The sequence below is a fragment of the Micromonospora sp. NPDC050200 genome (assembly GCF_040656135.1).
Taxonomy (GTDB): Bacteria; Actinomycetota; Actinomycetes; order Mycobacteriales; family Micromonosporaceae; genus Micromonospora.
Genome location: NZ_JBFALG010000017.1, coordinates 1 through 23,838, shown reverse-complemented (window position 1 = coordinate 23,838; position 23,838 = coordinate 1). Strand labels below are relative to the sequence as shown.

The 23,838-nt window shown below is 73.7% G+C and carries 26 protein-coding genes and 1 pseudogene; 14 read left to right on the top strand and 13 right to left on the bottom strand.

All coding sequences use genetic code 11. The annotated features are described in order from the left end of the window. The first annotated feature begins 2 nt into the window (after positions 1-2). Positions 3-245 carry a hypothetical protein gene (locus AB0I41_RS13935; protein WP_357106330.1) on the top strand — a complete coding sequence of 81 codons (243 nt, stop codon included), beginning with the start codon at positions 3-5 and terminating at the stop codon, positions 243-245. Between the two features lie 225 nt (positions 246-470). On the opposite strand, the gene AB0I41_RS13930 is transcribed toward AB0I41_RS13935, so the two are convergent. Next, complete coding sequence (locus AB0I41_RS13930; protein ID WP_357106327.1) at positions 471-878, bottom strand: ester cyclase; 408 nt, start codon at positions 876-878, stop codon at positions 471-473. A gap of 129 nt (positions 879-1,007) precedes the next feature. On the opposite strand from AB0I41_RS13930, the gene AB0I41_RS13925 reads away from it, so the two are divergent. Continuing rightward, a complete protein-coding gene (locus tag AB0I41_RS13925) occupies positions 1,008-2,045 on the top strand; it encodes a glutathione S-transferase C-terminal domain-containing protein (RefSeq protein ID WP_357106324.1) in 1,038 nt (345 codons plus the stop codon). Positions 2,046-2,056: 11 nt separating this feature from the next. Here the strand turns inward: AB0I41_RS13925 and nuoH are convergent, their stop codons facing one another. Together nuoH and AB0I41_RS13915 are read right to left on the bottom strand one after the other, a co-directional pair. Continuing rightward, entirely contained in the window at positions 2,057-3,019 is a 963-nt protein-coding gene (nuoH, locus tag AB0I41_RS13920) for an NADH-quinone oxidoreductase subunit NuoH (RefSeq protein ID WP_357106321.1), read from the bottom strand. Continuing rightward, positions 3,019-3,804, bottom strand: a complete 786-nt coding sequence (locus AB0I41_RS13915) for an NADH-quinone oxidoreductase subunit C (RefSeq protein ID WP_357106318.1) — start codon at positions 3,802-3,804, stop codon at positions 3,019-3,021. The genes nuoH and AB0I41_RS13915 overlap by 1 nt, the downstream gene beginning before the upstream one ends. Positions 3,805-3,911: 107 nt before the next feature. Between AB0I41_RS13915 and AB0I41_RS13910 the strand changes: the two genes are divergently transcribed. Then, positions 3,912-4,958 carry a glucose 1-dehydrogenase gene (locus tag AB0I41_RS13910; RefSeq protein WP_357106315.1) on the top strand — a complete coding sequence of 349 codons (1,047 nt, stop codon included), beginning with the start codon at positions 3,912-3,914 and terminating at the stop codon, positions 4,956-4,958. 18 nt (positions 4,959-4,976) lie between these two features. On the opposite strand, the gene AB0I41_RS13905 is transcribed toward AB0I41_RS13910, so the two are convergent. From AB0I41_RS13905 to AB0I41_RS13895, 3 genes are all read right to left on the bottom strand, one after another. Continuing rightward, positions 4,977-6,293: a DUF2252 domain-containing protein gene (locus AB0I41_RS13905; RefSeq protein ID WP_357106313.1), complete on the bottom strand. Its 1,317-nt coding sequence runs from the start codon at positions 6,291-6,293 to the stop codon at positions 4,977-4,979. A 117-nt stretch (positions 6,294-6,410) separates the two neighbouring features. Continuing rightward, positions 6,411-8,306, bottom strand: coding sequence for a carboxypeptidase-like regulatory domain-containing protein (locus AB0I41_RS13900; protein ID WP_357106311.1), 1,896 nt, complete (start codon positions 8,304-8,306; stop codon positions 6,411-6,413). Between the two features lie 82 nt (positions 8,307-8,388). Next, on the bottom strand, positions 8,389-8,967 hold the full coding sequence (locus AB0I41_RS13895) for an NADH-quinone oxidoreductase subunit B family protein (protein WP_357106308.1): 579 nt from the start codon (positions 8,965-8,967) through the stop codon (positions 8,389-8,391). Positions 8,968-9,117: 150 nt separating this feature from the next. Here AB0I41_RS13895 and AB0I41_RS13890 point away from each other — a divergent pair, with 150 nt between their 5' ends. The 3 genes from AB0I41_RS13890 (at position 9,118) to AB0I41_RS13880 (ending at position 12,014) form a co-directional block, all read left to right on the top strand. After that, on the top strand, positions 9,118-10,062 hold the full coding sequence (locus AB0I41_RS13890) for a hypothetical protein (RefSeq protein ID WP_357106305.1): 945 nt from the start codon (positions 9,118-9,120) through the stop codon (positions 10,060-10,062). Between the two features lie 193 nt (positions 10,063-10,255). Next, positions 10,256-10,804, top strand: coding sequence for a SigE family RNA polymerase sigma factor (locus AB0I41_RS13885; protein ID WP_357106302.1), 549 nt, complete (start codon positions 10,256-10,258; stop codon positions 10,802-10,804). Continuing rightward, complete coding sequence (locus AB0I41_RS13880; protein WP_357106299.1) at positions 10,797-12,014, top strand: hypothetical protein; 1,218 nt, start codon at positions 10,797-10,799, stop codon at positions 12,012-12,014. The genes AB0I41_RS13885 and AB0I41_RS13880 overlap by 8 nt, the downstream gene beginning before the upstream one ends. Positions 12,015-12,115: 101 nt before the next feature. On the opposite strand, the gene AB0I41_RS13875 is transcribed toward AB0I41_RS13880, so the two are convergent. Continuing rightward, positions 12,116-12,430, bottom strand: a complete 315-nt coding sequence (locus AB0I41_RS13875; RefSeq protein ID WP_357106297.1) for an MGMT family protein — start codon at positions 12,428-12,430, stop codon at positions 12,116-12,118. A gap of 13 nt (positions 12,431-12,443) precedes the next feature. On the opposite strand from AB0I41_RS13875, the gene proB reads away from it, so the two are divergent. The 8 genes from proB (at position 12,444) to AB0I41_RS13835 (ending at position 17,968) form a co-directional block, all read left to right on the top strand. Next, positions 12,444-13,601, top strand: coding sequence for a glutamate 5-kinase (proB, locus tag AB0I41_RS13870; RefSeq protein ID WP_357106294.1), 1,158 nt, complete (start codon positions 12,444-12,446; stop codon positions 13,599-13,601). A gap of 11 nt (positions 13,602-13,612) precedes the next feature. Beyond that, on the top strand, positions 13,613-14,857 hold the full coding sequence (locus AB0I41_RS13865) for a glutamate-5-semialdehyde dehydrogenase (protein ID WP_357106291.1): 1,245 nt from the start codon (positions 13,613-13,615) through the stop codon (positions 14,855-14,857). 86 nt (positions 14,858-14,943) lie between these two features. Then, positions 14,944-15,345 (top strand): YbaB/EbfC family nucleoid-associated protein, encoded by a 402-nt coding sequence (locus tag AB0I41_RS13860; RefSeq protein WP_357106288.1) that lies wholly within the window; start codon positions 14,944-14,946, stop codon positions 15,343-15,345. Between the two features lie 2 nt (positions 15,346-15,347). After that, complete coding sequence (locus tag AB0I41_RS13855; protein WP_357106286.1) at positions 15,348-15,674, top strand: type VII secretion target; 327 nt, start codon at positions 15,348-15,350, stop codon at positions 15,672-15,674. 28 nt (positions 15,675-15,702) lie between these two features. Further along, on the top strand, positions 15,703-16,197 hold the full coding sequence (locus AB0I41_RS13850; RefSeq protein ID WP_357106284.1) for a hypothetical protein: 495 nt from the start codon (positions 15,703-15,705) through the stop codon (positions 16,195-16,197). Continuing rightward, a complete protein-coding gene (locus tag AB0I41_RS13845; RefSeq protein WP_357106281.1) occupies positions 16,190-16,807 on the top strand; it encodes a hypothetical protein in 618 nt (205 codons plus the stop codon). The genes AB0I41_RS13850 and AB0I41_RS13845 overlap by 8 nt, the downstream gene beginning before the upstream one ends. After that, positions 16,804-17,424, top strand: coding sequence for a hypothetical protein (locus AB0I41_RS13840; RefSeq protein WP_357106279.1), 621 nt, complete (start codon positions 16,804-16,806; stop codon positions 17,422-17,424). Before AB0I41_RS13845 ends, AB0I41_RS13840 begins: the two co-directional genes overlap by 4 nt. A 28-nt stretch (positions 17,425-17,452) precedes the next feature. Further along, a complete protein-coding gene (locus AB0I41_RS13835; RefSeq protein ID WP_357106277.1) occupies positions 17,453-17,968 on the top strand; it encodes an SUKH-4 family immunity protein in 516 nt (171 codons plus the stop codon). Here AB0I41_RS13835 and AB0I41_RS13830 read toward each other — a convergent pair. From AB0I41_RS13830 to AB0I41_RS13805, 6 genes and pseudogenes are all read right to left on the bottom strand, one after another. Then, complete coding sequence (locus AB0I41_RS13830) at positions 17,952-18,785, bottom strand: prenyltransferase/squalene oxidase repeat-containing protein (protein ID WP_357106544.1); 834 nt, start codon at positions 18,783-18,785, stop codon at positions 17,952-17,954. The genes AB0I41_RS13835 and AB0I41_RS13830 overlap by 17 nt on opposite strands. Positions 18,786-18,888: 103 nt before the next feature. Next, complete coding sequence (moeZ, locus tag AB0I41_RS13825) at positions 18,889-20,139, bottom strand: adenylyltransferase/sulfurtransferase MoeZ (RefSeq protein WP_357106274.1); 1,251 nt, start codon at positions 20,137-20,139, stop codon at positions 18,889-18,891. A 40-nt stretch (positions 20,140-20,179) separates the two neighbouring features. Next, positions 20,180-21,028, bottom strand: a complete 849-nt coding sequence (locus tag AB0I41_RS13820; RefSeq protein WP_357106271.1) for a DUF3152 domain-containing protein — start codon at positions 21,026-21,028, stop codon at positions 20,180-20,182. A gap of 83 nt (positions 21,029-21,111) precedes the next feature. Next, positions 21,112-22,011 carry a DUF3152 domain-containing protein gene (locus AB0I41_RS13815; RefSeq protein ID WP_357106269.1) on the bottom strand — a complete coding sequence of 300 codons (900 nt, stop codon included), beginning with the start codon at positions 22,009-22,011 and terminating at the stop codon, positions 21,112-21,114. Positions 22,012-22,016: 5 nt separating this feature from the next. After that, on the bottom strand, positions 22,017-22,991 hold the full coding sequence (locus tag AB0I41_RS13810; protein ID WP_357106266.1) for an alpha/beta hydrolase: 975 nt from the start codon (positions 22,989-22,991) through the stop codon (positions 22,017-22,019). Positions 22,992-23,035: 44 nt separating this feature from the next. Then, a pseudogene (locus AB0I41_RS13805) lies at positions 23,036-23,838 on the bottom strand (hypothetical protein); the annotation flags it as partial.

The following is a 23,838-nucleotide window of genomic DNA, read 5'->3' as shown; positions in this document are numbered from 1 at the left end:
TGGTGACGCGGTACCTCGGCAGCTCGATCGACCCGATGGACGGGCTGCCGGCCGGCCCGGTGGTGCTGCTGCGCTACCTGCCGGGCGGCGGCAAGCCGTGCTGGTACGTGCCCGGCGGCACCTTCCGGCCGACCGTGGTGTCCCTCGCCCCGCAGCAGGTGATCGACAGCATCAGCCTGGTGCCGGGGAGCACCTGCCTGGCCGTCCCGGTCGCGACCCGGGAGGGCCCGTCGAAGCCGGGCTGAGCCCCGGCGCATCCGCGGCCCGTGCCGACGTCCCCGCGAAGGGCGCCGGCGCGGGCCGCGGCCTGCGGATGCCAGAAGTGGGTGCCGGAAGTGGGTGCCAGAACGAGCGTGATACCTGAGAGGCATATTGATGACTCAGAGGTATCAGGCTGATCCGAGCCTGCGCCGGCAGCGAGATGACTCTGCGTGACGACTTTGGAAGACCCACGTGGGTCGGGCGCCGGGTCAGGCCGGCGGCAGCATCTCCACGCCGAGCTGCTGGAGGAGCTGGAACAGCTCGTTGACGCTCCACACGTCCACGATCCGCCCCTGGGCGTCGAAGCGCAGGAACGTCGCCCCCGAGTAGCTGGCCACCTGCCCGGTCGGCGGCACCGGGCCGAACCGCCCGGCCTGGGTGCCGGCGGCCCGCCAGCGCACCGCCACCCGGTCGCCGGAGGCCACCACGTCCACGATCTTGTAGCGGAGGTCGGGGAAGGCCGCCCGACGGTCCCGGTGCCAGGCCAGCGTCGCCTCCGGCCCGGCCCCGCCGAGCCCCGGACACTCCGCGCCGACCAGCTCGTACACGGACTCCTCGCGCCCGCCGTTCCACACGTCGGCGACGAAGCGCCGCGCCACCGCCTCCAGATCGGTCATCCGGGCAGCCTAGCCAGCCCTCGTCGGGCGGAAGACGACCGTGCGACCCGAGACCGGCGGTCATTGGGCCGGGGCGCGGGAGATCGGCGAAGATGGGACGAAGACGACGGACGGACTCCAGGGGGCGACGTGGGCGAGGCAGCAGGCGGGACGACCGGTGGCAAGTACGTCGAGCCGGGCGCTGAGTTCTCCCGCGACCAGCGCTACATCGTCACCCGGATCACGACCGACGGGCGGGACGGCTACCCGGTCGAGCCGGGGCGGTACCGGCTGGCGGTCAGCCGCGCCTGCCCCTGGGCGAACCGGCTGATCATCGTGCGGCGGCTGCTCGGGCTGGAGGACGCCATCTCGATGGCAGTGGCCGGGCCGACCCACGACACCCGGAGCTGGACGTTCGACCTGGACCCGGGCGGGCGCGACCCGGTGCTCGGCATCGAGCGCCTCCAGGAGGCGTACTTCGCCCGCTTCCCCGGCTACGAGCGGGGCATCACGGTGCCGGCGATCGTGGACGTGCCGACCGGGCAGGTGGTCACCAACGACTTCGGGCAGATGAGCCTCGACCTGTCCACCGAGTGGACGGCGTACCACCGCCGGGGCGCGCCGCAGCTCTACCCGGAGCGGCTGCGCGACAAGATCGACGAGGTGAGCGCGGTGCTGTTCCGGGACGTCAACAACGGCGTCTACCGGTGCGGCTTCGCCGGCAGTCAGGAGGCGTACGACAAGGCGTACCACCGGCTCTTCGACCGGCTGGACTGGTTGACCGAGCGGCTGGCGGGGCAGCGCTACCTGGTCGGCGACACCATCACCGAGGCGGACGTGCGGTTCTTCACCACCCTGGTCCGCTTCGACCCGGTCTACCACGGCCACTTCAAGTGCAACCGGAGCAAGCTGACCGAGATGCCGGTGCTCTGGGCGTACGCCCGGGACCTGTTCCAGACCCCTGGCTTCGGCGACACGGTCGACTTCGACCACATCAAGCGGCACTACTACGAGGTGCACCGGGACATCAACCCGACCGGCGTGGTGCCGCTCGGCCCCGACCTGTCCAACTGGCTCACCCCGCACGGCCGGGAGGAACTCGGCGGGCGGCCCTTCGGCGACGGCACTCCCCCGCCACCCCCGCCGGCCGACGAGCGGGTCGACCCCGCCCACACCCCGCTGCGCTGAGCGCGGGCCGGTCAGAGGGCGACGCGGACGGCGGCGGTGAGGACCAGCTGGGCCAGGGAGAGCGGCACCAGCACCAGCCAGCACAGGCGTTGCAGCTGGTCCTCGCGCAGCCGCGGGTACGCCACCCGCAGCCAGATGATCACGAAGGAGACCGCGAAGACCTTCAGCAGCGTCCACAGCCAGCCGAGCTGGCCGTCGGCGAACGGGCCCTGCCAGCCGCCGAGGAAGAGCACGGTGGTCAGCGCGGCGATCACCACGATGCCCACGTACTCGGCGAGCAGGAAGAAGGCGAAGCGCAGGCCGGTGTACTCGGTGAGGTAGCCGAAGACCAGCTCGGAGTCGGCGATCGGCATGTCGAACGGGGGCCGCCGGATCTCGGCCAGCCCGGCCACGAAGAAGACGAGCATCGCGGGCGCCTGCCAGAGCAGCCACCAGGGCTGCCACGCCTCGACGATGCCGGAGAGGCTGAGCGTGCCCGCCGCCATCGCCACCGAGGCGGCGGAGAGCACCAGCGGCAGCTCGTAGCCGAGCAGCTGGGCCGCCCCGCGCAGGCCGCCGAGCAGGCTGTACTTGTTGGCCGAGGCCCAGGCCGACATCAGCACCGCCACCACGCCGACGCCGACCACGGCGAGGACGAAGAAGAGGCCGATGTCCAGCGGCTGCCCAACCAGGTCGTCCGGGCCGAGCGGGATGACCAGCAGGACCAGCAGGTAGGGCACCAGGGCCACCACCGGGGCGAGCCGGAACACCGCCCGGTCCGCCTCGCGCGGCGTGACGTCCTCCTTCTGGACGAACTTCACCCCGTCGGCGACCAGCTGCGCCCAGCCGTGGAAGCCACCGGCGTACATCGGGCCGAGCCGGCCCTGCATGTGCGCCATCACCTTGTGCTCGGCCTGACCGACCACCAGCGGCAGGGTGAGGAAGGCGACCAGCACGCCGCCGACCCGGATCACCAGCTCCAACCAGGTGGGCATCAGGGCGTACCTTCCTCGTCGCGGGCCTGCGCCGGACTGTCGTCGGTCGCGGGCGCTTCGGCCGGCGCCGGGCCGTCGCCGGTCGCCCCGGCCCTCGGGGTACGCGGCGGACGCGCGCCCGGAGCCGGCCGGGCGGGCCGCTCCCGGGCCGGGCGGGCCGGGGTACCGCCACGCGGGCCCTCGCCCACCCCGGCCGCGCCGGCGGGCGTCGGCGTGGTGCCCCACTCCCCCGGCGCGGGTACGCCCGGCGGCCGGATCGGGCGGCGACCGCCACCGGCCTCCGATTCGCCCGGCTCCTTCGCCCCGGGCCAGGGCTTGGCCACCCGGGAGGCGAGCACGAACTCCTTGCGCAGCGGGTGCCCCTCGAACTCGGGCGGCAGCAGCAGCGGAGCCAGCCCGGGGTGGCCGGCGAAGTCGATGCCGAACATCTCGTGGGTCTCCCGCTCGTGCCAGGCGGCGCCCGGCCAGAGGTCGACCACCGAGGCCACCGCCGGCGACTCGCGGGGCACCCTGGTGCGCAGCAGCACCCCGTGCCGGCGGGTGGTCGACCACAGGTGGGCCACCACGTCGAACCCGGTGGCCAGCTCGTCGACGGCGGAGAGCCAGTCGAAGAAGTCGCAGGCCAACTCGGCGTCGTCGCGCGCCGCGCGCAGCGCGTCCGCCCAGCTCGCGAGGGGTACGTCGACGGTGGCGCGGCCGTACGACTGACCGCCGGAGACCGACGCGGTGGCCTCGACCGGCGCGAGCAACGCGACCACCCGCTGGCCGACCTCTTCCGGAGTCATGCCGCTGATCCTATGACCGGCGGCCCGTGGGCGGGTCAGGCCGCCCGGCGCGGGCATCTGGCCGCTTTGACCGGCAGGCGGACGCCGGACGGGGAAGGATGGTCACCGTGCGCGCTGTCACTGTGACTCCCGGAGTGCCCGACTCGCTGCGACTGGTGGAGGACTGGCCCGAGCCACCGCCCGAGGAGGGCGCGATCCTGGTCGAGGCGCTGGCGGTGGGCATCTGCGGCACCGACCAGGAGATCATCGCGGGCGACTACGGGGAAGCCCCACCCGGGCAGGAGCGGCTGGTGCTCGGGCACGAGTCGCTGGGCCGGGTGCTGGAGGACCCGACCGGCACCCTGCGACCCGGCGACCTGGTGGCCGGCGTGGTCCGCCACCCCGATCCGGTGCCCTGCCCGAACTGCGCGGTCGACGAGTGGGACATGTGCCGCAACGGGCGGTACACCGAGCACGGCATCAAGGCCCTGCCCGGCTTCGCCCGGGACCGATGGCGGGTGCAACCGAAGTTCGCCGTGGGCCTGGACCCGGTCCTCGCCCCGGTCGGGATGCTGCTGGAACCGACCAGCGTGGTGGCGAAGGCCTGGGACCACATCGAGCGGATCGGCGCCCGCGCCGAGTGGAAGCCGCAGAGCGTGCTGGTCACCGGCGCCGGCCCGATCGGCCTGCTGGCGGCGCTGCTGGCCATCCAGCGCGGGCTGTCGGTGCACGTGCTCGACCGGAACACCACCGGCCCGAAGCCGGACCTGGTCCGGGCGCTCGGCGCGACGTACCACACGGTGCCGGTGGCCGAACTGGACTTCGCACCGGACGTGGTGGTCGAGTGCACCGGCGCGCCGGTGGTGGTGCTGGACGCGATGTACAAGGTCGGGCCGATCGGCATCGTCTGCCTGACCGGCGTCTCCAGCGGCGGGCGGACCCTCGACCTCGACGCGGGAGCGCTCAACCGGGAACTGGTGCTGGAGAACAACGTGGTCTTCGGCTCGGTCAACGCCAACCGGCGGCACTGGGAGCTGGCCGCCGAGGCGCTGGCCCGGGCCGATCAGTCCTGGCTGAACTCGCTGATCACCCGCCGGGTGCCGGTGTCGGCGTACGCCGAGGCGTACACCCAGACCGGCGAGGACATCAAGGTGGTGCTGGACTTCACCGCCTGAGCCGACGGGCCCGACCGGTCAGATGCCGGGAAGGCGGCCGTTGCGGAACAGGTCCACGAAGAGCTGGTGGTCCTCCCGGGTCCGGACGCCGTACGCGTGCGCGAAGTCGACCAGGTGGGCGACGAAACCCGGCTCGTCGGCGTCCACCGCCGCCACGATCGACTCCTCGGTGGAGTGGTCCACCAGGTCGTGGCTGGACTCGTCGTCGGCGACCGAGTGCATCCGGGCCACCGCCCGGCCCAGGTCGCCGAGGACCCCGGCCAGCTCGTCCGGCTCGTTCACGTCCGCCCAGTCCAGGTCGGCGGCGTACGGGGAGACCTCGGCGACGAGCTGGCCGGCCCCGTCCAGCTCGGTGAAGCCCAGCCACGGGTCGGCGTGCGCCTGCAGGGCCCGCTGCGACTCGGCCGTACGGTGGCCCTGGTGCCGGAAGTAGCCGCGGACCCGCTCGTCGTCGATGTGCCGGGCCACCGCGGGCACCTGCGCCTGCTTCATGTAGATCACGACGTCGTTCTCCAGCGCCTGGGTGTGCCCCTCCAGCAGCAGGTTGTACGACGGCAGCCCGGCCGAGCCGATGCCCACGCCCTTGCGCAGCACCACATCCTTGATCTGGGCCGCGACCGGGCGAAGCCGCGCGGTGGCCTCGGGCAGCGTGGCCAGGTAGTCCTCGAAGGCCGCGCGGACCTTCTCGCGGGTGGCCGCGTCGATCTCGAACACCCCGTCCCCGAGGGAGAAGCGGCGCTCGTAGTTGTCGATGGTGGTCTGCGTTGCGAGCAGGTCCACCCGGGTGTTGAGCCGGGCCTGCTGGAGCACCCGGCGCAGCACGCCGTCGGCGTTGTCCAGGGTGATGGAGCCGATCGCGTCGTCCCCGCCCGCCGCGATGGCCCGCAGCTCGGTCAGGTACGCCCCGGCGAACCGGGCGACCAGGTCGCTGATCACCTGGTCGGAGAGGGCCTTGGCGTAGCAGAGCAGGGCGACGCTGGCCGCGAGGCGCTTGAGGTCCCAGGAGAACGGCCCGACGTACGCCTCGTCGAAGTCGTTGACGTTGAACACCAGCTGCCCGGAGGCGTTCATGTAGGTGCCGAAGTTCTCCGCGTGCAGGTCGCCGTGGATCCACACCCGGCTGGTCCACTCGTCGAGGAACGCCTCGTCGGCGAAGTCGCCGAGCTGGTCGGCGTAGAACAGGGACGCGCTGCCCCGGTAGAAGGCGAACGGGGAGGCGGCCATCTTGCGGAACTTGCGGCGGAAGGCCGCCGGGTCGAGTGCCATCGACGCGCCGAACTCGTCGGTCAGCACGTCGACGATGAAGGCGGAACGCTGCTCCGCGGACGGGGTCATGGCCCGCAGGCTAACCCCCGGCCGCCAGCCGGGGCGCTCCTCCGAGCGAGCCGTCCGGGCGGGCCGGTCCGGCGGGTGGACACCCACCGGTCCGGCCCGCCCGGCCGGACGGCCGGGTCAGCGCAGAGCGGCCGTGGTGGTGGTGCGGGAGTGCGAGCCGGTCACCGGGGCGCGGCCGCAGGTGCGGGTCGTGTCCGCGGCGATGGTGGTGGTGGCGCCGGCCTTCATCGCCACGGTGGTGGCGTTCCGGACGCCGTACCAGCACTCCTTGTCGACCCAGTACTCGACGTACACGTCCTGGGTGCGGTGGCCCTTGACGGTGAACGCCCCGCCGGTGCCGTGGTCGAAGTAGCCGTACGAGGCGCTGGCGATGTCGCCGGTCCGCGCGTTGTACGTCCAGACGTAGCCGGCCGCGGTCGGGTTCGCCGGGTCGGTGACCTTGCCAGCGAGCACGCCGCCGCTGACCAGTCTGGCGTCGACGGTGGCGGTGCCACCCGGGTTCAGCTTGGTGAGCGTGGCGGAGAACCGGTCGGCGACGTCGCCGGACCACTGCCAGGCGTACCCGCTGTTGGCGCTCGGCGCGAACTCGATCGGCCAGCGGTACGGGCCGAGGTCGTCGATGGTGTACCGGCCCTCGGCGTTGGCGCAGTTCTTGCCGAAGATGCCGCCCTGCCCGGGGTGGAACGCGAACGGGTAGGCGCAGACGCCGGGCACCACCGCGCCGGAGGCGTTGCGGATCGTCCCGGTGATCGTGCCGGGCGGGTCCACCCGAACCGTCGGGATGGTGATCGTCTCCCTGGCCTTCAGCGTCACGAACAGCGCCTCGCGCTGGTCGCCGCTGCCCCCGTTCGCGGTGACCCACTGGTCGCCGTAGCGCTTGGCCGGCGGCTCGTACGGGTTGGTCGCCTGGAAGGCGTAGAGCTGCCAGGTGGCCAGCTCGGTTTCCTCGAACGGGCCGACCTCCAGGTGTCCGTCGTCGGACGAGCAGTACTGGCGCATGTGCGCGGACTGCCCGCCCCACTTCGGCTGGACCAGGTGCACGCAGATGCCGCCGACCGGCTGCCCGGTCGCCGCGTCCTGCACGGTGGTGGCGAACGCCGCACCCGGCCGCAGCTGGTAGCTGACCCTGGTGACCTGGCCCCGGGCCACGTCGACGGTGGGTCTGGGATCCACCGGGAAGTACGACGCCCCGCCGGTGACGTCCAGCTCCCAACTGCCCGGCCGCACGTCCGGCACCCGGACCAGGCCGTCGCTGCCGCAGACCGTCTCGTCCCGGCCGCCGGAGATGTGGACGCACGGCCGGCGCACCGGCAGGCCGGTCACCGCGTCGGTCACCCGGGCCTCGACGGTGCCCAGCGGCAGGAGCCGCTCGTCGACGGTGAGCGCGCCGCCGTCGGTGAGGGTGAAGACCGTGGCCTCCTCCCGGGTCTCCTTCCCGGGCACCCACTGGGTGCCGCGCACGTTGTCGTAGACGGAGATCCGGTAGCGGCCGGGCGGCAGGTTGTTCAGCGCGTAGCGCCCGTCGCCCAGGTCCCAGGTGTACGCGATGGCCCGGTAGGAGGTGTCCTCGCCGTGCACCGCGACGGTGGCCCCGACTCCCGTGCCGTACTGGTCGCTGATCCGGCCGCTGATGCTGCCGGCGCCCCGGCCCAGGGTGAAGTTCTGCTCGACCGTGGCGCCCGCCGGGATCGAGACGGCCGACGCGTTCAGGTGGTCGGGGGCGTCGTACCACCACTGGGTACGGAACCCCTCGGCGTGCATCCGGATCTTGTAGTCGGGCGCGTTCCACGCGCCGGGGATCGTGTAGCGGCCCTGCGCGTCCGAGCAGTACTCGGCGGCGACGTCGGTGGGCGAGGTGTGCAGGGCGAAGCAGGCGTTCGCGACGGGTGCGCCGTCGGGATCGCTGACGATGCCCGTGTAGCCGAAGGTGTCGGCGGCCGCCGGAGCAGCGGTGAGAGGAACTATGACGAGCGTCGCCAGGAGGGCGGCCCCCGTTGCCCGCATGGATTTCATGCCAGCAAGATAGCGACGCCGGACAACATTGAAGACCATTTAACCGGTCGATGCCGGCCCGCCGGTCGGGCCCGGCGGCGGCTCAGGACGCCGGCGGGCGTACCGGCGGGGAGGTGAGCGACGCCACGGAGCGGGGCGCGGCGTCCGGGTGCGGGGCGGCGTCCACCGGCGGGGCGAGCGGGTCGGGGCGGGCCACGCCGCCGATGCCGGCCTGCTCGGCGGCGATCTTCTCCTGAAGGCGGAGGATGCCGTGCAGCAGCGCCTCCGGCCGCGGCGGGCAGCCGGGCACGTAGACGTCGACCGGGATGAGCTGGTCGACCCCCTTGGTCACCGAGTACGAGTCCCAGTACGGGCCACCGCAGTTGGAGCAGGCGCCGAACGAGATGACGTACTTCGGCTCGGGCATCTGGTCGTAGAGGCGCTTGATCGCCGGGGCCATCTTGTCGGTGACCGTGCCGGAGACCACCATCAGGTCGGCCTGCCGGGGACCGTGGGCGAACGGGATGACACCGAGCCGCATGAAGTCGTGCCGGCCCATGCTGGTGGCGATGAACTCGATCGCGCAGCAGGCCAGGCCGAAGTTGAAGACCCAGAGCGAGTAGCGGCGGCCCCAGTTCAGCACGAACCGGATCGGCTCGCCGAGCACTCCCGGCAGCTGCACGACCGCCCCCTTCCTGTCCCCCACCGGACAGTCAACCACAGCGCCCGGGGGCAACCGGTGCGGCCGTTCACGACTTCTAGGAGGTGTAAGGGCATCGCCAACTCACGCGCGGCACCGCCGCGCACCCACGGGGATCACGGGAGGACTCAGATGAACACTCGTACTGGACAGCGGATCGGGGCACTGCTCGGCACGGCACTGGCCGTGCTGGCCGCCGCGCCGGTCACCGCCGCCGTGGCGTCCACCGACGCACCCGCCGCGGTCTCCGCCGACCGGCTCGTCCTGGAGCCGACCGCGCGGGGTTACCAGGGCAGCCTGTCGGTGACGGTCACCAACCGGAGCAGCGCCGCCGAGTACTACACGGTCCGGATCACCGAGCCGGTCGCCGGCTCCTTCCGGGGCGTACAGCCAGCCGGGGTGTGCATGTCCGGAGGGCTGGCCGGGGACCTTCGGGTCTTCGAGTGCGAGGTGCCGGGGCCGGACCTGGCGCCGGGTGAGCGGCGGAGTTTCGCGGCCGCCTTCGAGGTGCTGACCTCGCCCAGGCCGTACGCGATGACCGCCGCGGCTGGCCGGGTCGAGGTGGTGCCGGGCCACACCGGGCAGGTGGCGGACGGAGAGAAGTTCAACACCTGGTTCCGCGCCACCGACGGCTCGCTGCGCCACCCGCAGCCGTACAGGCAGGACACCGAGGCGAAGGCGGCGATCACCGCCACCGCCGGCGCGGTGACCCTCACCCGGCAGGCGGACGGGACGTACGCGGGCCGGCTGCCGGTGACCGTGCGGTACGCGGGCGACGCCCCGCACGACTTCCTCTTCGTGCGGGCCACCCTGCCCGCCGGGGTGGAGATCGCCGGCACCGACCCGCAGGACTCGCCAAGCTTCGGCGGCTACTTCGACGTGCCGGGCGGCCGGATGGCGGCCGGCGAGGAGCGCGGTTTCGACGTGCTGTTCCGCGCCCCGGCCGAAACCGTCGCCGGTGACCTCGGCACCGTCGGGTTCACCCTGACCACCTGGTACGGCGACGGCGAGGTGGCCGACACCGACCCGACCGACAACACCCTCCAGGTCGCGGTGGGCGCGGTCGACAACGGCTGACGCGCCGCCATGAGCCACCGCCGGCCGGGCACGGGGGTCCCGGCCGGCGGTGCCCGTCCGGGACCGGACCCGCGCCGGGCCGGCTGTCCCGGAGCCGACAACGGAGAGCAGCGGGCCGCTGCAACCGCCCCCGCCGGCCACCGGTGTGACCGGTGTCGGCGGCGGGGCCACCGAGCGCCCACGGGGAGGACGAGTGAGTGTGACGAGAGACGTACGGGTCGGCGGGCCGCCGCCGGGCCCGGCCCCCGAACCGCCCGAGCCGGTCTTCGACGACTTCTACCACGCTCACTTCCGGGGGCTGGTCGTCCAGCTCGCCGCGTACACCGGAGACCTCGGCCAGGCACAGGACCTGGTCCAGGAGGCGTTCTGCCGGGCCTACGCCCGGTGGGACCGGATCGCCGGCTACGAGGACCCGCTCGCCTGGGTCCGCAAGGTCGCCTGGAACCTCGGCCACAACCGCTGGCGTCGGCTGCGCACCGCGCAGGCGTACCTGCGGCGGCAGCGGGAGACGCACGTCGCCGGGCCGACGCCGGACCGGGTGGCGGTGGACACCGCGCTGGCGCAGCTGCCGCCGAAACACCGCCGGGCGGTCGTCCTGCACTATCTCGCCGATCTGTCGGTCGCCGAGATCGCCGCCCAGGAACAGGTCGCTGAGGGCACCGTCAAGTCCTGGTTGCACCGGGGCAGGGCGGCGCTCGCCACGCACCTGCGCGAAACCACCGAGGAAGTGCGGGATGTCTGAGCAGGAGATCGTCGGTCTCGCCGAGGAGTTCGCCCGCTACCGCCAGACGGTGCTGGCCGAGGTCGAGGTGCCCGGGCCGGCGGCGGTCCGGCGGACCGTACGCCAGCGGCGGCACCGGCACCTCGCCTCCGCCGCCGCGGGGGTCCTGGCGCTGCTGGCCGGGCCGGCGGTCGGGTACGCGGCGCTGGACCACCCGGCCCCGCGCCCCGGCCCGGTCGAGCCGACGCCCAGCGTGACCGCGTCGCCGACGCCGAGCGGGTCGGCCGGCCCGGCTGCGAGCCCGTCCGTGACCAGCCCGAACCCGACCCGGACGGCGCCCGACGGCCGGATCAGCCGGGCTCAGCTGCTCGCCGCCCGCGTCGACCTGCCGGCCTGGCGGCCCGGGCCGAGCTGCCCGACCACCGGTACCCGGCTCGCCGGCGACCCGAAGACCGCCAAGGAGGGCACCAACACCGTCGAGGCGATGGACCACGGCGACGTCGACGGCGACGGGGCGACCGAGACGGTGGTGCTGGTCCAGTGCACGGTCGGCAGCGGCGGACCCGAGCAGGTCGTCGCCTTCGACCGGGACGAGGCCGGCGCGATCGTCACGCTCGGACGGGTGGTGGCGAGCACCATCGAAAAGCCGCAGTGGCTGACTGCGCTGGACGTGCGGTCCGACGGCCTCGTCCGGGTGCAGGTCGCCGATCTGGCGCCCGGCGGCGGCTGGCCGGGTGACTGGTCACAGCGACAGTGGCGCGGCTACCGCTGGACAGGTGGGCGGTTCGCGCAGGTCGAGGGCCCGACCTCGTTCGGCCCGAACCCGTACTCCACAGACCTGGCGGTCACCGCGAAGGACCTGGTGCTGGCCGACGACCCCGCCGACGGCTCCCGGGTCGGGACGATCCAGGTGCGGATCCGCAATCTCGGGGACCGGCGCGCCGACGGGGTGTCCCTGACGCTGGATCTGCCGCCGTCCCTCGCGCCGGACGGTTCCGCCTGGGCGTCCTGCGGCCCGGACCCGGGCAGGTACCGCCCCCCGCTGCGCTGCGAGCTGGGGCCGGTGGCCGCGCACGGCGAGCTGACCCTGCGCCTCGGGGTGCGGCTGCCCCGGGACGTGACGCTGTCGCCCGGAAAGGCGTTGGTACGCGGCAACGCGACCGGCCCAGGCAGGAACTACCTGCTGGACCCCGACATCGACAACAACGGGGTGACCATCGCCTACCGGTGAGGCCGCGCCGCCGGCGATCAGCGTGGGGCAGTGACCGGCCCGGCCGCCCGCGCTGCCGCCACCGCGGCGGCCAGGTCCGGTTACCCACGTCATGGCCGCGGTCACATCCCCTCCTCCGGCCACCAGCTCGCCGCCGTCATGTCCACCCCGGCGGCGCGCAGCGGGCAGCCCTCGGCCCGCAACCGGGCCCGCGCCTCCACCTCGTGCCTGGGCGGCAGCCGGCCGGCCGAGTTCACCACCCGGTGCCAGGGCACCCCGCCGCCGTGCCGGGCCATGATCGAGCCGACCAGCCGGGCCGAGGCCCGTCCCGAGCGCTCGGCGAGGGCGTCGGCGATCGCCCCGTACGACATCACCCGGCCCGGCGGGATCCGCTCGACCAGCGCGAGCACCGTCTCGACGTACTCCTCAGGCGTCACGACCGGCCACGATATGGGAACGCGGCCGGGTCGCGCGGGACCGGGCGCGCAGAATGGGCGGGTGCGCGAAGCAGTCACCCAGGCCCGGCGGGTCGTCGTCAAGATCGGGTCGTCCTCGCTGACCACCGCCGCCGGTGGGCTGGACGACGCCCGGGTCGACGCCCTGGTGGACACCCTCGGCGCGCTCGCCGCCTCCGGCCGCGAGGTGGTGCTGGTCTCCTCGGGCGCGATCGCCGCCGGCCTGGCCCCGCTCGGGCTGGCCCGGCGGCCCCGCGACCTGGCCACCCAGCAGGCCGCGGCGAGCGTCGGGCAGGGCCTGCTCATCGGCCGGTACGCGGCCGGCTTCGCCCGGCACCGGCTCACCGTCGGGCAGGTGCTGCTCACCGTCGACGACGTGACCCGGCGGGCGCACTACCGCAACGCGTACCGGACCCTGCGCAAGCTGCTCGACCTGCGCGCGGTGCCGGTCGTCAACGAGAACGACACGGTCGCCACCGAGGAGATCCGCTTCGGCGACAACGACCGGCTGGCCGCGCTGGTCGCCGCCCTGGTCGACGCCGACCTGCTGGTGCTCCTCTCCGACGTGGACGCGCTCTGGACCGGGAACCCGGCCCGGCCGGGCAGCACCCGGATCATCGAGGTACGCGGCGAGGGCGACCTGGCCGGCATCGACATCGGCGGCGCGGGCCGCTCCGGCGTCGGTACCGGCGGCATGGTCACCAAGGTCGAGGCGGCCCGGATCGCCACCGGCTTCGGCATCCCGGTGGTGCTGACCGCCGCGCCGCTGGCCGCCGGGGCGCTGGCCGGCGAGCCCGTCGGCACGCTCTTCCACCCCAGCCGGCGGCGCCCCGCGGCCCGGCTGTTCTGGCTCGCGCACGCCACCGCGCCCCGGGGTCGGCTGCACCTCGACCCCGGGGCGGTGCAGGCGGTGGTGGGGCGGCGCAAGTCGCTGCTGCCGGCCGGGATCACCGCCGTGGACGGCGCGTTCACCGCCGGGGACCCGGTCGACCTGGTGGACGCCGAGGGCGCGCCGGTGGCCCGGGGGCTGGTCAACTACGACGCGGTGGAGCTGCCGGGGCTGCTCGGCCGCTCCACCGGGGAACTCGCTGCGGCGCTCGGCCCGGCGTACGAACGGGAGGTCGTCCACCGTGACGACCTCGTGCTGCTGTGAGGAGTGGACGGATGAGCGTCACCGAGCAGGCCCGCCGGGCCCGGGAGGCGGCGGGCGAACTGGCCGTCGCCACGCGTACCGCCAAGGACGCCGCGCTGCACGCGATGGCCGACGCGCTGGTGGCGCGTACGCGTGAGATCCTGACCGCGAACGCGGCGGACCTGGCGGCCGGGCTCGAGGCCGGGCTGAGCGCGGCCGTGCTGGACCGGCTCGCGCTCGACGCGGGCCGGGTGGCCGACATCGCCGACGCGCTGCGCCAGATGGCCGCGCTGCCCGACCCGGTGGGCGAGGTGCTCCGTGGCTCGACCCTGCCCAACGGGCTGGAGCTGCGCCAGGTCCGGGTGCCGTTCGGGGTGGTCGGCATCGTCTACGAGGCCCGGCCGAACGTGACCGTGGACGCCGCCGGGATCTGCCTGAAGTCCGGCAACGCGGCGCTGCTGCGCGGCTCCTCGTCGGCGGCGAACTCGAACGCGGCGCTGGTCGCCGTCCTGCGGGACGCGGTCGCCGGGGCCGGCCTGCCGGCGGACGCGGTGCAACTGCTCGACGCCGGCTCCCGCGACTCGGTCAAGGAGCTGATGCGGGCGCGCGGCCTGGTCGACGTGCTGATCCCGCGCGGCGGCGCGTCGCTGATCCGCACCGTGGTCGAGGAGTCGACGGTGCCGGTGATCGAGACCGGAGTGGGCAACTGCCACGTCTACGTCGACGCCGCCGCGGACGTGGCGAAGGCGGTGGCGGTCACCCTCAACGCCAAGACGCAGCGGCTGTCCACCTGCAACACGGCCGAGTCGCTGCTGGTGCACGCGGACGTCGCGGACGCCTTCCTGCCGCCGGCGCTGGCAGCCTTCGCCGAGGCCGGGGTCACCGTGCACGGCGACGCCCGGGTGGCCGCGTTCTCCGACGCGGTGGTGCCGGCCACCGACGAGGACTTCGCCACCGAGTACCTCTCGGCGGACATCTCGGTCGCCGTGGTCGACTCGCTCGACGCGGCGGTCGCGCACATCCGCCGGTACGGCACTGGGCACACCGAGGCGATCCTCACCGACTCCGCCACGGCGGCCCGGGAGTTCGTGGCCCGGGTGGACGCGGCGGCGGTGATGGTGAACGCCTCGACCCGGTTCACCGACGGCGGTGAGTTCGGCTTCGGCGCCGAGATCGGCATCTCCACCCAGAAGCTGCACGCCCGCGGCCCGATGGGGCTGCCCGAGCTGACCTCGACGAAGTACGTGGTCACCGGGGACGGACACCTACGCGGCTGACCGTCCCGATCGGACCGGGGCACCGCGAGGGTGCGCGGGGCCGATAGTCTGGGGCGGGTTCGGCACGGCTTGTCTGGGGAGGCGGCATGCTGGGCGAAAGCGCCCTGGAAGAGCAACTGGCGCAGGCGCGCGCCGCGCTGCGGGAGGTGAGCCGCACCGGCCCGCCCCGGGAGCGGGTCGAGTCCGTGGGCGAGGCCGCCGACGGACGGATCCGGGTCACCCTCGGCACCGACGGGCGGGTCAGCGCCGTCGACCTCGATCCCCGGGTGCTCCGCGAGGGCTCGGAACACCTCGCCGAGGAGCTGCGCCGGGCGGTGAACGCGGCACTCGACGGGCAGGACGACGACGCGGCCGGGACGGAGCCGATGCCGGACCTCGCCGCGATGACCGCCACCGTGGAGCGGCTGCAGGACCAGGGCCTGCGGCAGATGCGGGAGATCAGCACCGCCATCAGCGAAACCATGCGGAAGATCCAGCGGCGGAGCTGACGATGGAACCACTCGACGTCGACATCGACGCGCTGCGCCGCGGCGCGGACGAGCTGGACCGGGCCAGGGAGAGCGTCCGCCAGGCCTTCGAGGCGTTCCAGGCGGCGGCGGGCGGCTACGCGCAGGCCTTCGGCGGCGACGAGATCGGGATGCTGCTCGGCGTCGCCCACCAGGCCTGTGTGGACGGGCTCACCGAGTGTCTCAGCACCAACATCACCGAGCTGGAGAACTACGCCGCCGGCCTGCACTCGATGGCGGAGCGGTACCAGGCCGTCGAGGAGGACGCCACCAGCTCGTTCCAGTCGATTCTCGGCAAGCTCGGCGGATGAGCGCGCCGCACCCAGGAAAGGAGCCACCGTGGGTCTGACGCTCCCGGGCGAGCTCGCGTCCCTGCTCTCGATGATCGGGTACGACTGGCCGGAGTCCGACGAGACCGCGCTCTTCCAGCTCGCCGGTGAGTGGACCGGGATGGCCGACCGGATCAACGGCTCGGTCGCACAGTTGGAGACGGCGGCGCGGACGGTGCTGGAGACCAACCGGGGCGAGAGCTTCACCGCCTTCGCCGACGAGTGGAACGACAAGGAGTCGGCCGCCCGCAACATCGCCGACGCCACCGACCCGACGAACGTCATCGCCATCGGGCTGATGGCCGCTGCGGGCGTGGTGCTGGCGCTGAAGATCCAGGTGATCGTGCAGCTGATCCTGCTGGCCATCCAGATCGCGCAGGCGATCGCCACGGCCGTGGCCACCTTCGGCGCGTCCCTGCTGGAGATCCCGATCTTCAAGATGATCACGGGGATGATCGTCGACCAGCTGATCGGGATGGCGGTGGACGCGGTGCTCAATGGTTAAGAAGCGGACGGACCCGCCCCGCCAGGCCCAGGCCAAGGGCGCGAAGATCGTCTCGGCGTTCCTGGAGAACGCCGACGTGTTCCGTACCGCCAAGAGCACCGGTGCCAAGGTCGACGGGCCGGCCGTGCTGGTGCTGCGGAACCGGCCCGACTTCGACAAGCGGGACTTCGACCGCAAGGCGAAGGACCTGCGCCGGCTCGGCGACGAGGGCTCGCTCAAGAAGGCGAAGTCGGACCGGGACAGCAACAAGGTCTACGACCCCGCAACGAAGAAGAGCCGTACCCGCACCAACATCTACCGGGACCGGATGATCCGGCGCCTCACCAAGGACGGCCGTCTCACCCAGGACATGGGCGACCGGAAGACCAACAAGTACGTGGCCAACAAGACCGCGGTGGACCGGCTCTACGCCGGCAAGGGGCCGATCACCAGAAGCGGCCAGGGGTACGACCCGGACCACATCCACGAGCTGCAAATGGACGGAAAGGATGAATACGCTAACCTCAGGCCGATGGACGCCTGGACCAACCGCCAGCTCGGCAGCGACATCTCCGTGGCGCTGCGGGACGTCCCCGAGGGCACGCCGATCATCGTGAAGGTCATCCCGTGAGCAGCCCCGACCACGCCGCCGGCCTGGGCCGGATCCGGGAGAAGCTCGACCTGCTGCGGCAACTGGAGGCGGAGCGGGGCTTCGGCGTGGTCATCGGCGAGCCGGCCCCGCTGGAACCGCTGCCCGAGCTGCCCGGCGTGGCCGAGGTCTACAGTCTCTTCGGCCGACTGGAGGGGGACAACTTCCGGTTCGCGCCCCCGGAGCAGATTGTCAGCCCGGCGGCCTGGGCGGCCCGCACGGTGGACGAGAGCGACCCGATGGGCAGCCCACTGCCGGTCGGCCACGAGGTGCACAGCATCCCGCCGCGCCTGCGCGCGGAGATCCGGGCCGGCGCCCCGATCTACCTGGACACCGAGGACCTCGACGTCTACTGGATGGAACCGGACGACTACGTCTTCCTCTACGAGCACCCCGACTCCGAACCGGAGCTGACCGTCATCGCCCCGGACGTCGTCACGTTCTTCGACGAGCACGTGCTCGGTCCCGGCTATCCGGCGCTCGTCGGGACCGTCCTCGGTCCGGGCGTGGCCGAGCAGCGGCTGCGCAAGGGGCCGCACGCCGGCGAGTACGCCGACAACTGGCGGCGCCTGCTGATCGCCGCCGGCCTGTCCTCCTGATCCCACCGCCGACCCGCGAAGGACCGTCATGGCAGCTGATCCCCGGTTCACGGCACTGTGGAGCGAGGACGAGCTCATCCCGTACCCGCGCGAGGCGTGGCTGGAGGGGGGCTTCAGCCCCGAGCTGCTCCCCGCCGGCGACGAGATCCCGCTCGACGTGGCGGTCGTCTACACCGCCTTCCTCGAGGGCGACATCGAGTTGTACGACACCATCCAGCTGAGCACCGAGGACGGCTCGCTGGACGTCCGGCTGATCGTGGTGGGCGCGGTGGCCGACAACCCGGACCTGCTCTACGTGCTCGACCCGCGGACCGGGGAGATCCTCCAGCTCGACCTGGACCAGCAGGACATCCAGGGCGTCAACAGCAGCTTCCGCACCTTCGTCGAGTTCCTCTACCAGTTCGCGCTCTTCGTCGAGGCCGACGAGGGCAAGGCGGGCCGGGCCGAGCGGGCCGAGTCGCTGCGCACCGTGCTGGAGAGCATCGACCGGGCCGCCTTCGCCCCGGACGGCTGGTGGCCGCTGGTGATCAGCCAGCTGAAGTGACCGCCGCCCGGCAGGCCCGGATCGCCCGCAGCGTGGTGTACACGTCGAACTGGTGACCGTCGTCGCTGTCCCAGCCGCCGTCGCTGCGCTGGGTCTCGGCGAGCCGGCGGCGGGCCGAGACCAGCAGCCACTGCTCCTCGCCCACGTCGACCCGGCTCAGCGTCGCGGCCAGCCAGGCCACGTCCGCCGGGGACATCTGCGGGATCCGCTCGGCCAGCACCGCCTGGATGCGCGCCGACTCGTAGTACATCTCCTGCCGGTGCAGCAGAGCCGCGCTCAGCCAGCCGGCGGGCAGGAAGGACGGCCAACTGCCGTCCTCGCCGAGCTGCCCGGCGACGGACTGCGCCACCGCCTGCACCACCCCGGCGTACGCGCCGCCGACGCGGTGGTCGAGTGGGCCGGCGGCGCGGGCGTCGAGCCCGGCCACGGTCAGCCAGAACCCGGCGTTGGCGGTGAGGTAGAAGCGGGCCTCCGGATCGCCCGGCCGGGCCCACTCCGGGGCGAGGCCGGCCAGCGACGGGTCCTCGTCCCAGCCGCCGTCGGGCAGCTGCCGCGCGGCGAGCCAGTCCAGCGCGTGCCGGGCCGCCGGGCGGCCGAGGGCGCCGAGGTCGTCCAGCTCGGCCAACCGGAAGCAGGTCGCGTCGACGGAGCCCACGGCACCGTCGAGGATTGCCGGCCAGCCGCCGTCGGGCGCCTGCCCGGCCTCGGCGGCGTCGAGCAGCTCGGCCGCCACCGGCGCGCCGGTGCGCAGCCGGGAGAGGCGGGCGCGGTCCACCGCGTCCCCGTGCGCCACGACGAAGCCGACAGCGGCGTCCATGTCCACCACGGCGGACACGCTACCTGCGGAAAGGCGATCGCGCCTCGGGGAATCGGCCGAGGTCGGGGCGGCCTCGTCGCCGCACCCGACCCCGGCCGACCGGTCAGTACGCGGGCAGCGAGGGATCGATCTGCTTGACCCAGGAGAGCACCCCGCCCTGGACGTGCACGGCGTCGCGGAACCCGGCCGCCTTCAGCGCGGCGAGCGCCTCGGCGGAGCGGACGCCGGACTTGCAGTGCAGCACGATCTGCCTGTCCTGCGGCAGCTTCGCCAGCGCCTCGCCGGAGATGATCTCGCCCTTGGGGATCAGCGTGGCCCCGGGGATCCGGACGATCTCGTACTCGGCGGGCTCGCGGACGTCGACCAGGAAGATGTCCTTGCCGGCGTCCTGCCACTCCTTGAGCTCCCGTGCGGTGATGGTGGCGTCGACCACCGCCTCCTGCGCCTCCTCGGAGACCGCGCCGCAGAAGTCCTCGTAGTCCTCCAGCAGGTCGGTGACCGTCGGGTTCTCGCCGCAGAGCACGCAGTTCGGGTCCTTGCGGACCTTGATCTTGCGGTACGACATCTCCAGGGCGTCGTAGACCATCAGCCGGCCGACCAGCGGCTCGCCGATGCCCGCGAGCAGCTTGATCGCCTCGTTGACCTGGATCGAGCCGATCGACGCGCAGAGCACGCCGAGCACACCGCCCTCCGCGCAGGAGGGAACCATGCCGGGCGGCGGCGGCTCCGGGTAGAGGCAGCGGTAGCAGGGGCCGTGCTCGGCCCAGAACACCGACGCCTGGCCGTCGAAGCGGTAGATCGAACCCCAGACGTACGGCTTGCCGAGCAGCACCGCCGCGTCGTTGACCAGGTAGCGGGTGGCGAAGTTGTCGGTGCCGTCGACGATCAGGTCGTACCCGGAGAAGATCTCCCGGACGTTCTCCCGGTCCAGCGCGGTGTTGTGGATCTCCACACGGACCAGCGGGTTGATCTCGCGGATCGAGGCGGCGGCGGACTCGGCCTTGGACCGGCCCACGTCGGAGACGCCGTGGATGACCTGGCGCTGGAGGTTGGACTCGTCGACGGTGTCGAAGTCGATGATGCCGAGCGTCCCGACACCGGCGGCGGCGAGGTACAGCAGGGCCGGCGAGCCGAGACCGCCGGCGCCGACGCAGAGCACCCGGGCGTTCTTCAGCCGCTTCTGCCCCTCGACCCCGACGTCCGGGATGATCAGGTGGCGCGAGTAGCGGCGGATCTCGTCAACGGTCAGCTCGGCGGCGGGCTCGACGAGCGGGGGCAGCGACACGGTGGACTCCCCGGGATCGGCTGGTGGCGAACCGCGCCATTGTCGCTCGCCGGGGGGCCGATCGGCCATGAGCAGCGACACCCGCCCGACATGCGGGAGCGGGAATAACTCAGACACCGGGGACGAGCGCGCCCTCGTGGCGGATCCCGTCGACGTACGGCCAGGCGTTGGCGACGCAGCCGTTCAGACCGTACGTCTGCTGCTGCATCACCGGGGCCGGCTGACCGGAGCCGGGGCAGGCCTGGTGCTCCTCGCCGAACTCGTGCCCGACCTCGTGGTTCACCACGTACGTCCGGTAGACCGCCAGCGGGGCGCCGTAGTCCGGCACGCCGTCCATCCAGCGCGCCAGGTTGATGATCACCTGGCCGGGCAGCCGGCAGGAGGTGTACCCGTCGGTGCTCAACCCGCCCTCGGCGCACATCCGCTCGGAGGTGGCCGGAGTGGCCAGGTAGACGGTGAAGTCGGCGGCGGCTGCCTCGGGTACCCGCTGCACCCGCAGTTCGCCGGAGGCGATCCAGCTGCGCGGGTCGGCGAGCGCCTCGTCCACGCCGGCGGCGAAGACGTCGACGTCCTGCCCGGTGCCCTCCTCGACCGCCACCCGGTAGCGGCGCAGCGGGCCGGCGAACCCGTGCACCGGGGAGCGCCCGTCGGCAGCGGCGAACCGGCCGGGGCCGCTGGTCGGGTACGCGGTCGGCGCGGCCCGCTGGCCGGTGCCGAGCCCCAGCGCCTGCGATCCCCGGGCGGACGGGGGCACGGCCGGCTGGTCGTCGGCCGGGACGAGGGTGACCCCGGCGACGGTCGCGCCGAGCGCCACCAGGCCGAGCAGGCCGAGCAGGGCGGCACGTCGCCGACGTCGGCGCAGCCGGACCAGTCCGGGTCGGGCCTGGCCGGCGGGCCGACGGTCCTGGTCGGCCGGCTCCGGTTCGCCACCCTCGGCGAGCGGGGAAAACGCGGTCACCCGACCAGCATGGCAGATTAATCGGGCATTTACGTGTTTTTGCCGCGAGTCACGCGAACATGCTTCAGATCGCGCGGCGCGGCTCAGACCGGACGCCCGCCGTACCGCCGGCCGTCGAGGTAGGGCCACGGGTTCGCGGTGCAGCCGTCGAGGAAGAGCGACTGCTGCTGCATCACCGGCGCGGGCCGGCCCCGCCCCGGGCAGCGCTCGTGGTGGTGCCCCAACTGGTGGCCCACCTCGTGGTTGACCACGTACGTGCGGTAGAGCGACAGCGGCACACCGGCCCGTACGAAGTGCGGCACCGAGGTCCGCCACCGGTCCAGGTTGATGATCACCTTGCCCGGCGCCCGGCAGGACGTGTACGGCCGGCCGCCCACCCGGATGTCCACTCCCCCGGCCCGGCACATCCGCCCCGCCGTGGTCGCGCTGGCCAGGTAGACCGTGAAGTCGTACGCCTCACCCTCCGGCACCCGGCGCAGCCGCAGCCGACCGCTGTCCACCCAGCTCCCCGGGCCGGCCAGGGCCGCCTGCGCCTCGTCGGAGAAGGCGTGCACGTCCTCGCCCGAGCCGGTCTCCACCGCCACCCGGAAATGCTGCACCGGGCCGGCCCGCCCCAGCACCGGGCCGGGCCGGTCGTCGTACCCGAAACTGCCCCGCCCGGCGGACGGCACCGGGCCCGCCAGCTGGAGCACCGGGGTTGGGCTGGTCGCGGACGGGCTCGGGGTGACCGGCGACGGCGACGGCGTGGCTGGCGTGGCGGTCGGCCCGGGAGCCGGCGCGGCGGTCGGCCCGGGAGTCGGCGTGCCGGCGGTGAGCGTGCCGGCGTCGGCCCCGGGACCGCTGGCGGAAAGCACCCCGCCCGCACCGACCACGACCGCGAGCAGCGCCACCAGCAGCACCGTCCACCGACGGCCGGCGGCGGGCGCGCGGCGGCCGCGGCCGGTCGCACGCGCGCGGCGGCCGTGGGGGAGGAACTCGGGCATCCGCGTCAGCCTGCCACGTCGGACCGCTGCGCGGTGTCCACCGTTTCGGCGAGCAGGTGCAGCACGGCGCGCGCCACCGTGCGCGGCACCTCCAACTGCGCGACGTGGCCGACCCCGGCGAGCATCATCAGCCGGCTGTCCGGGATCACCCGGGCCGCCTGCGGCGCCACCCGCACGTCCACCAGCTTGTCCTGCATGCCGCCCACCACCAGCGTCGGGGCCTGGACCGACGCGGCGATCCGCCACATCGACCCCGGCCCCGGCAGGTACGAGCGCAGGAAGCTGGAGACCAGGCCGCGGAACGTCCGGACGTACGCGGCGGCGTAGTGCGCGGCCTCGTAGCGCACCCGGATCTCCTCCAACGCCTCCTGCCGGCGCTGCTCGCTGATCCGGCTCAGGTCGGCGAAGCACGACTCCAGCACCTGCTGGGCCATCACCTCCGGCGCGAGCTGGGCCAGCCGCCGGGCCGCCAGCCGCTCCCCGAGCGGGATGGCCAGCAGCGGCAGCATCCGCCCCTGCAACGAGCGGCGGAAGTCCAGGAACGGCAACGCCGGGGAGATCAGGGTGAGGGTACGCACCAGCTCCGGCCGCAGCCCCGCCACGTGCACCGCGATCGCCCCGCCGAGCGAGTTGCCGAACAGGTGCACCGGCCCCCGCCCGGAGTGCTCGATCCAGCGGACCACCCGCTCGGCGAAGGCCGGGATCGTGTAGCGCCGCCCCGGCTCGCTGCGCCCGAACCCGGGCAGGTCGATGGCCTGCCCGTCGAGCCGGTGGGCGAGCAGGCCGGCCAGGTCCGTCCAGTTCTGCGACGAGCCGCCCAGCCCGTGCACGTACAGCGCCGGCTCGGCGTCCGGGCCCGTGGCCGGGGTGTCCCGGACGTAGGTGACCGTGCCGTCGAGGCGTACCTCCCGGCCGGGCCACGGCGGCGGGACGTGGTGCGGGGGCAGCAGCTGATCGGGCCAGAGGGCGGCGCGCTTCATGCCCCCAGTGTGCCCACCACCACCCGCCCCGACACCGCGTCCGGTCAGGCCAGCAACGCCTCCAGGCGACGGTTGACGGCGGCCAGCGTCGCGCGGACCACCGCCTGCCGGGGGTCACCGGCTACCAGCGCGGAGCCGGCGAGCTGCTCGACCCAGCCGTCGCAGACCAGCAGCACCACCACAGTGGCCACCTCGCAGTTGCCGAACGGCACCACCGCGGCGTGCTCGACGAAGCAGCGCCCACGCTCGGCGGTGACCTCGGTGCCCCGCAGCAGCTGATCCACCGCCGCCGCGGCGGCCACCGCGCAGAGCCGCAGGACGTACCCGTCGACGGCCGGCCCGGTGGAGTGCCCGGCCGCGGCCTCACCACCGGCGAGCAGGCGTACCTCGACGGTGGCGTCGAGGCCGAACGTGCTCACCTGGACGTGGTCGATCACCACCCGGGGCCCCGGCGTGCCGCCGGGGTCCAGCGGTCGGGAGGGCGCCGTCTCCGTCGTGGTCATCTGCCCGCCCGAGTACGACGTGCCGAGCGTGGCCGGGCTGGCGGTGGCCGACGGCGCGGCGGAAAGATTCGCCTCCTCCACACTGGCCCGGCCGCGGTGCGCGGCGACCTGCCGGCGACGGCGTGGCCCCCCGGCGACCGTACCCGGAGAGTCCTCCACCCGGCCGGGCGCGGAACCGGCGGTGGACGCCCCCGCCGGATCGGCCCCCGGCGGCTGGTCGGCGGCGACGCGCCCGGCGGCGCGGCCCTCCCGCCCGGACGGGTCGGCCGGAGCGCCCGACGGATCGGTCGGACGGGACCGCCTCGGCGGGCCGGCCGGGTCCGGCCGGCGGACGTCGGCGGGGC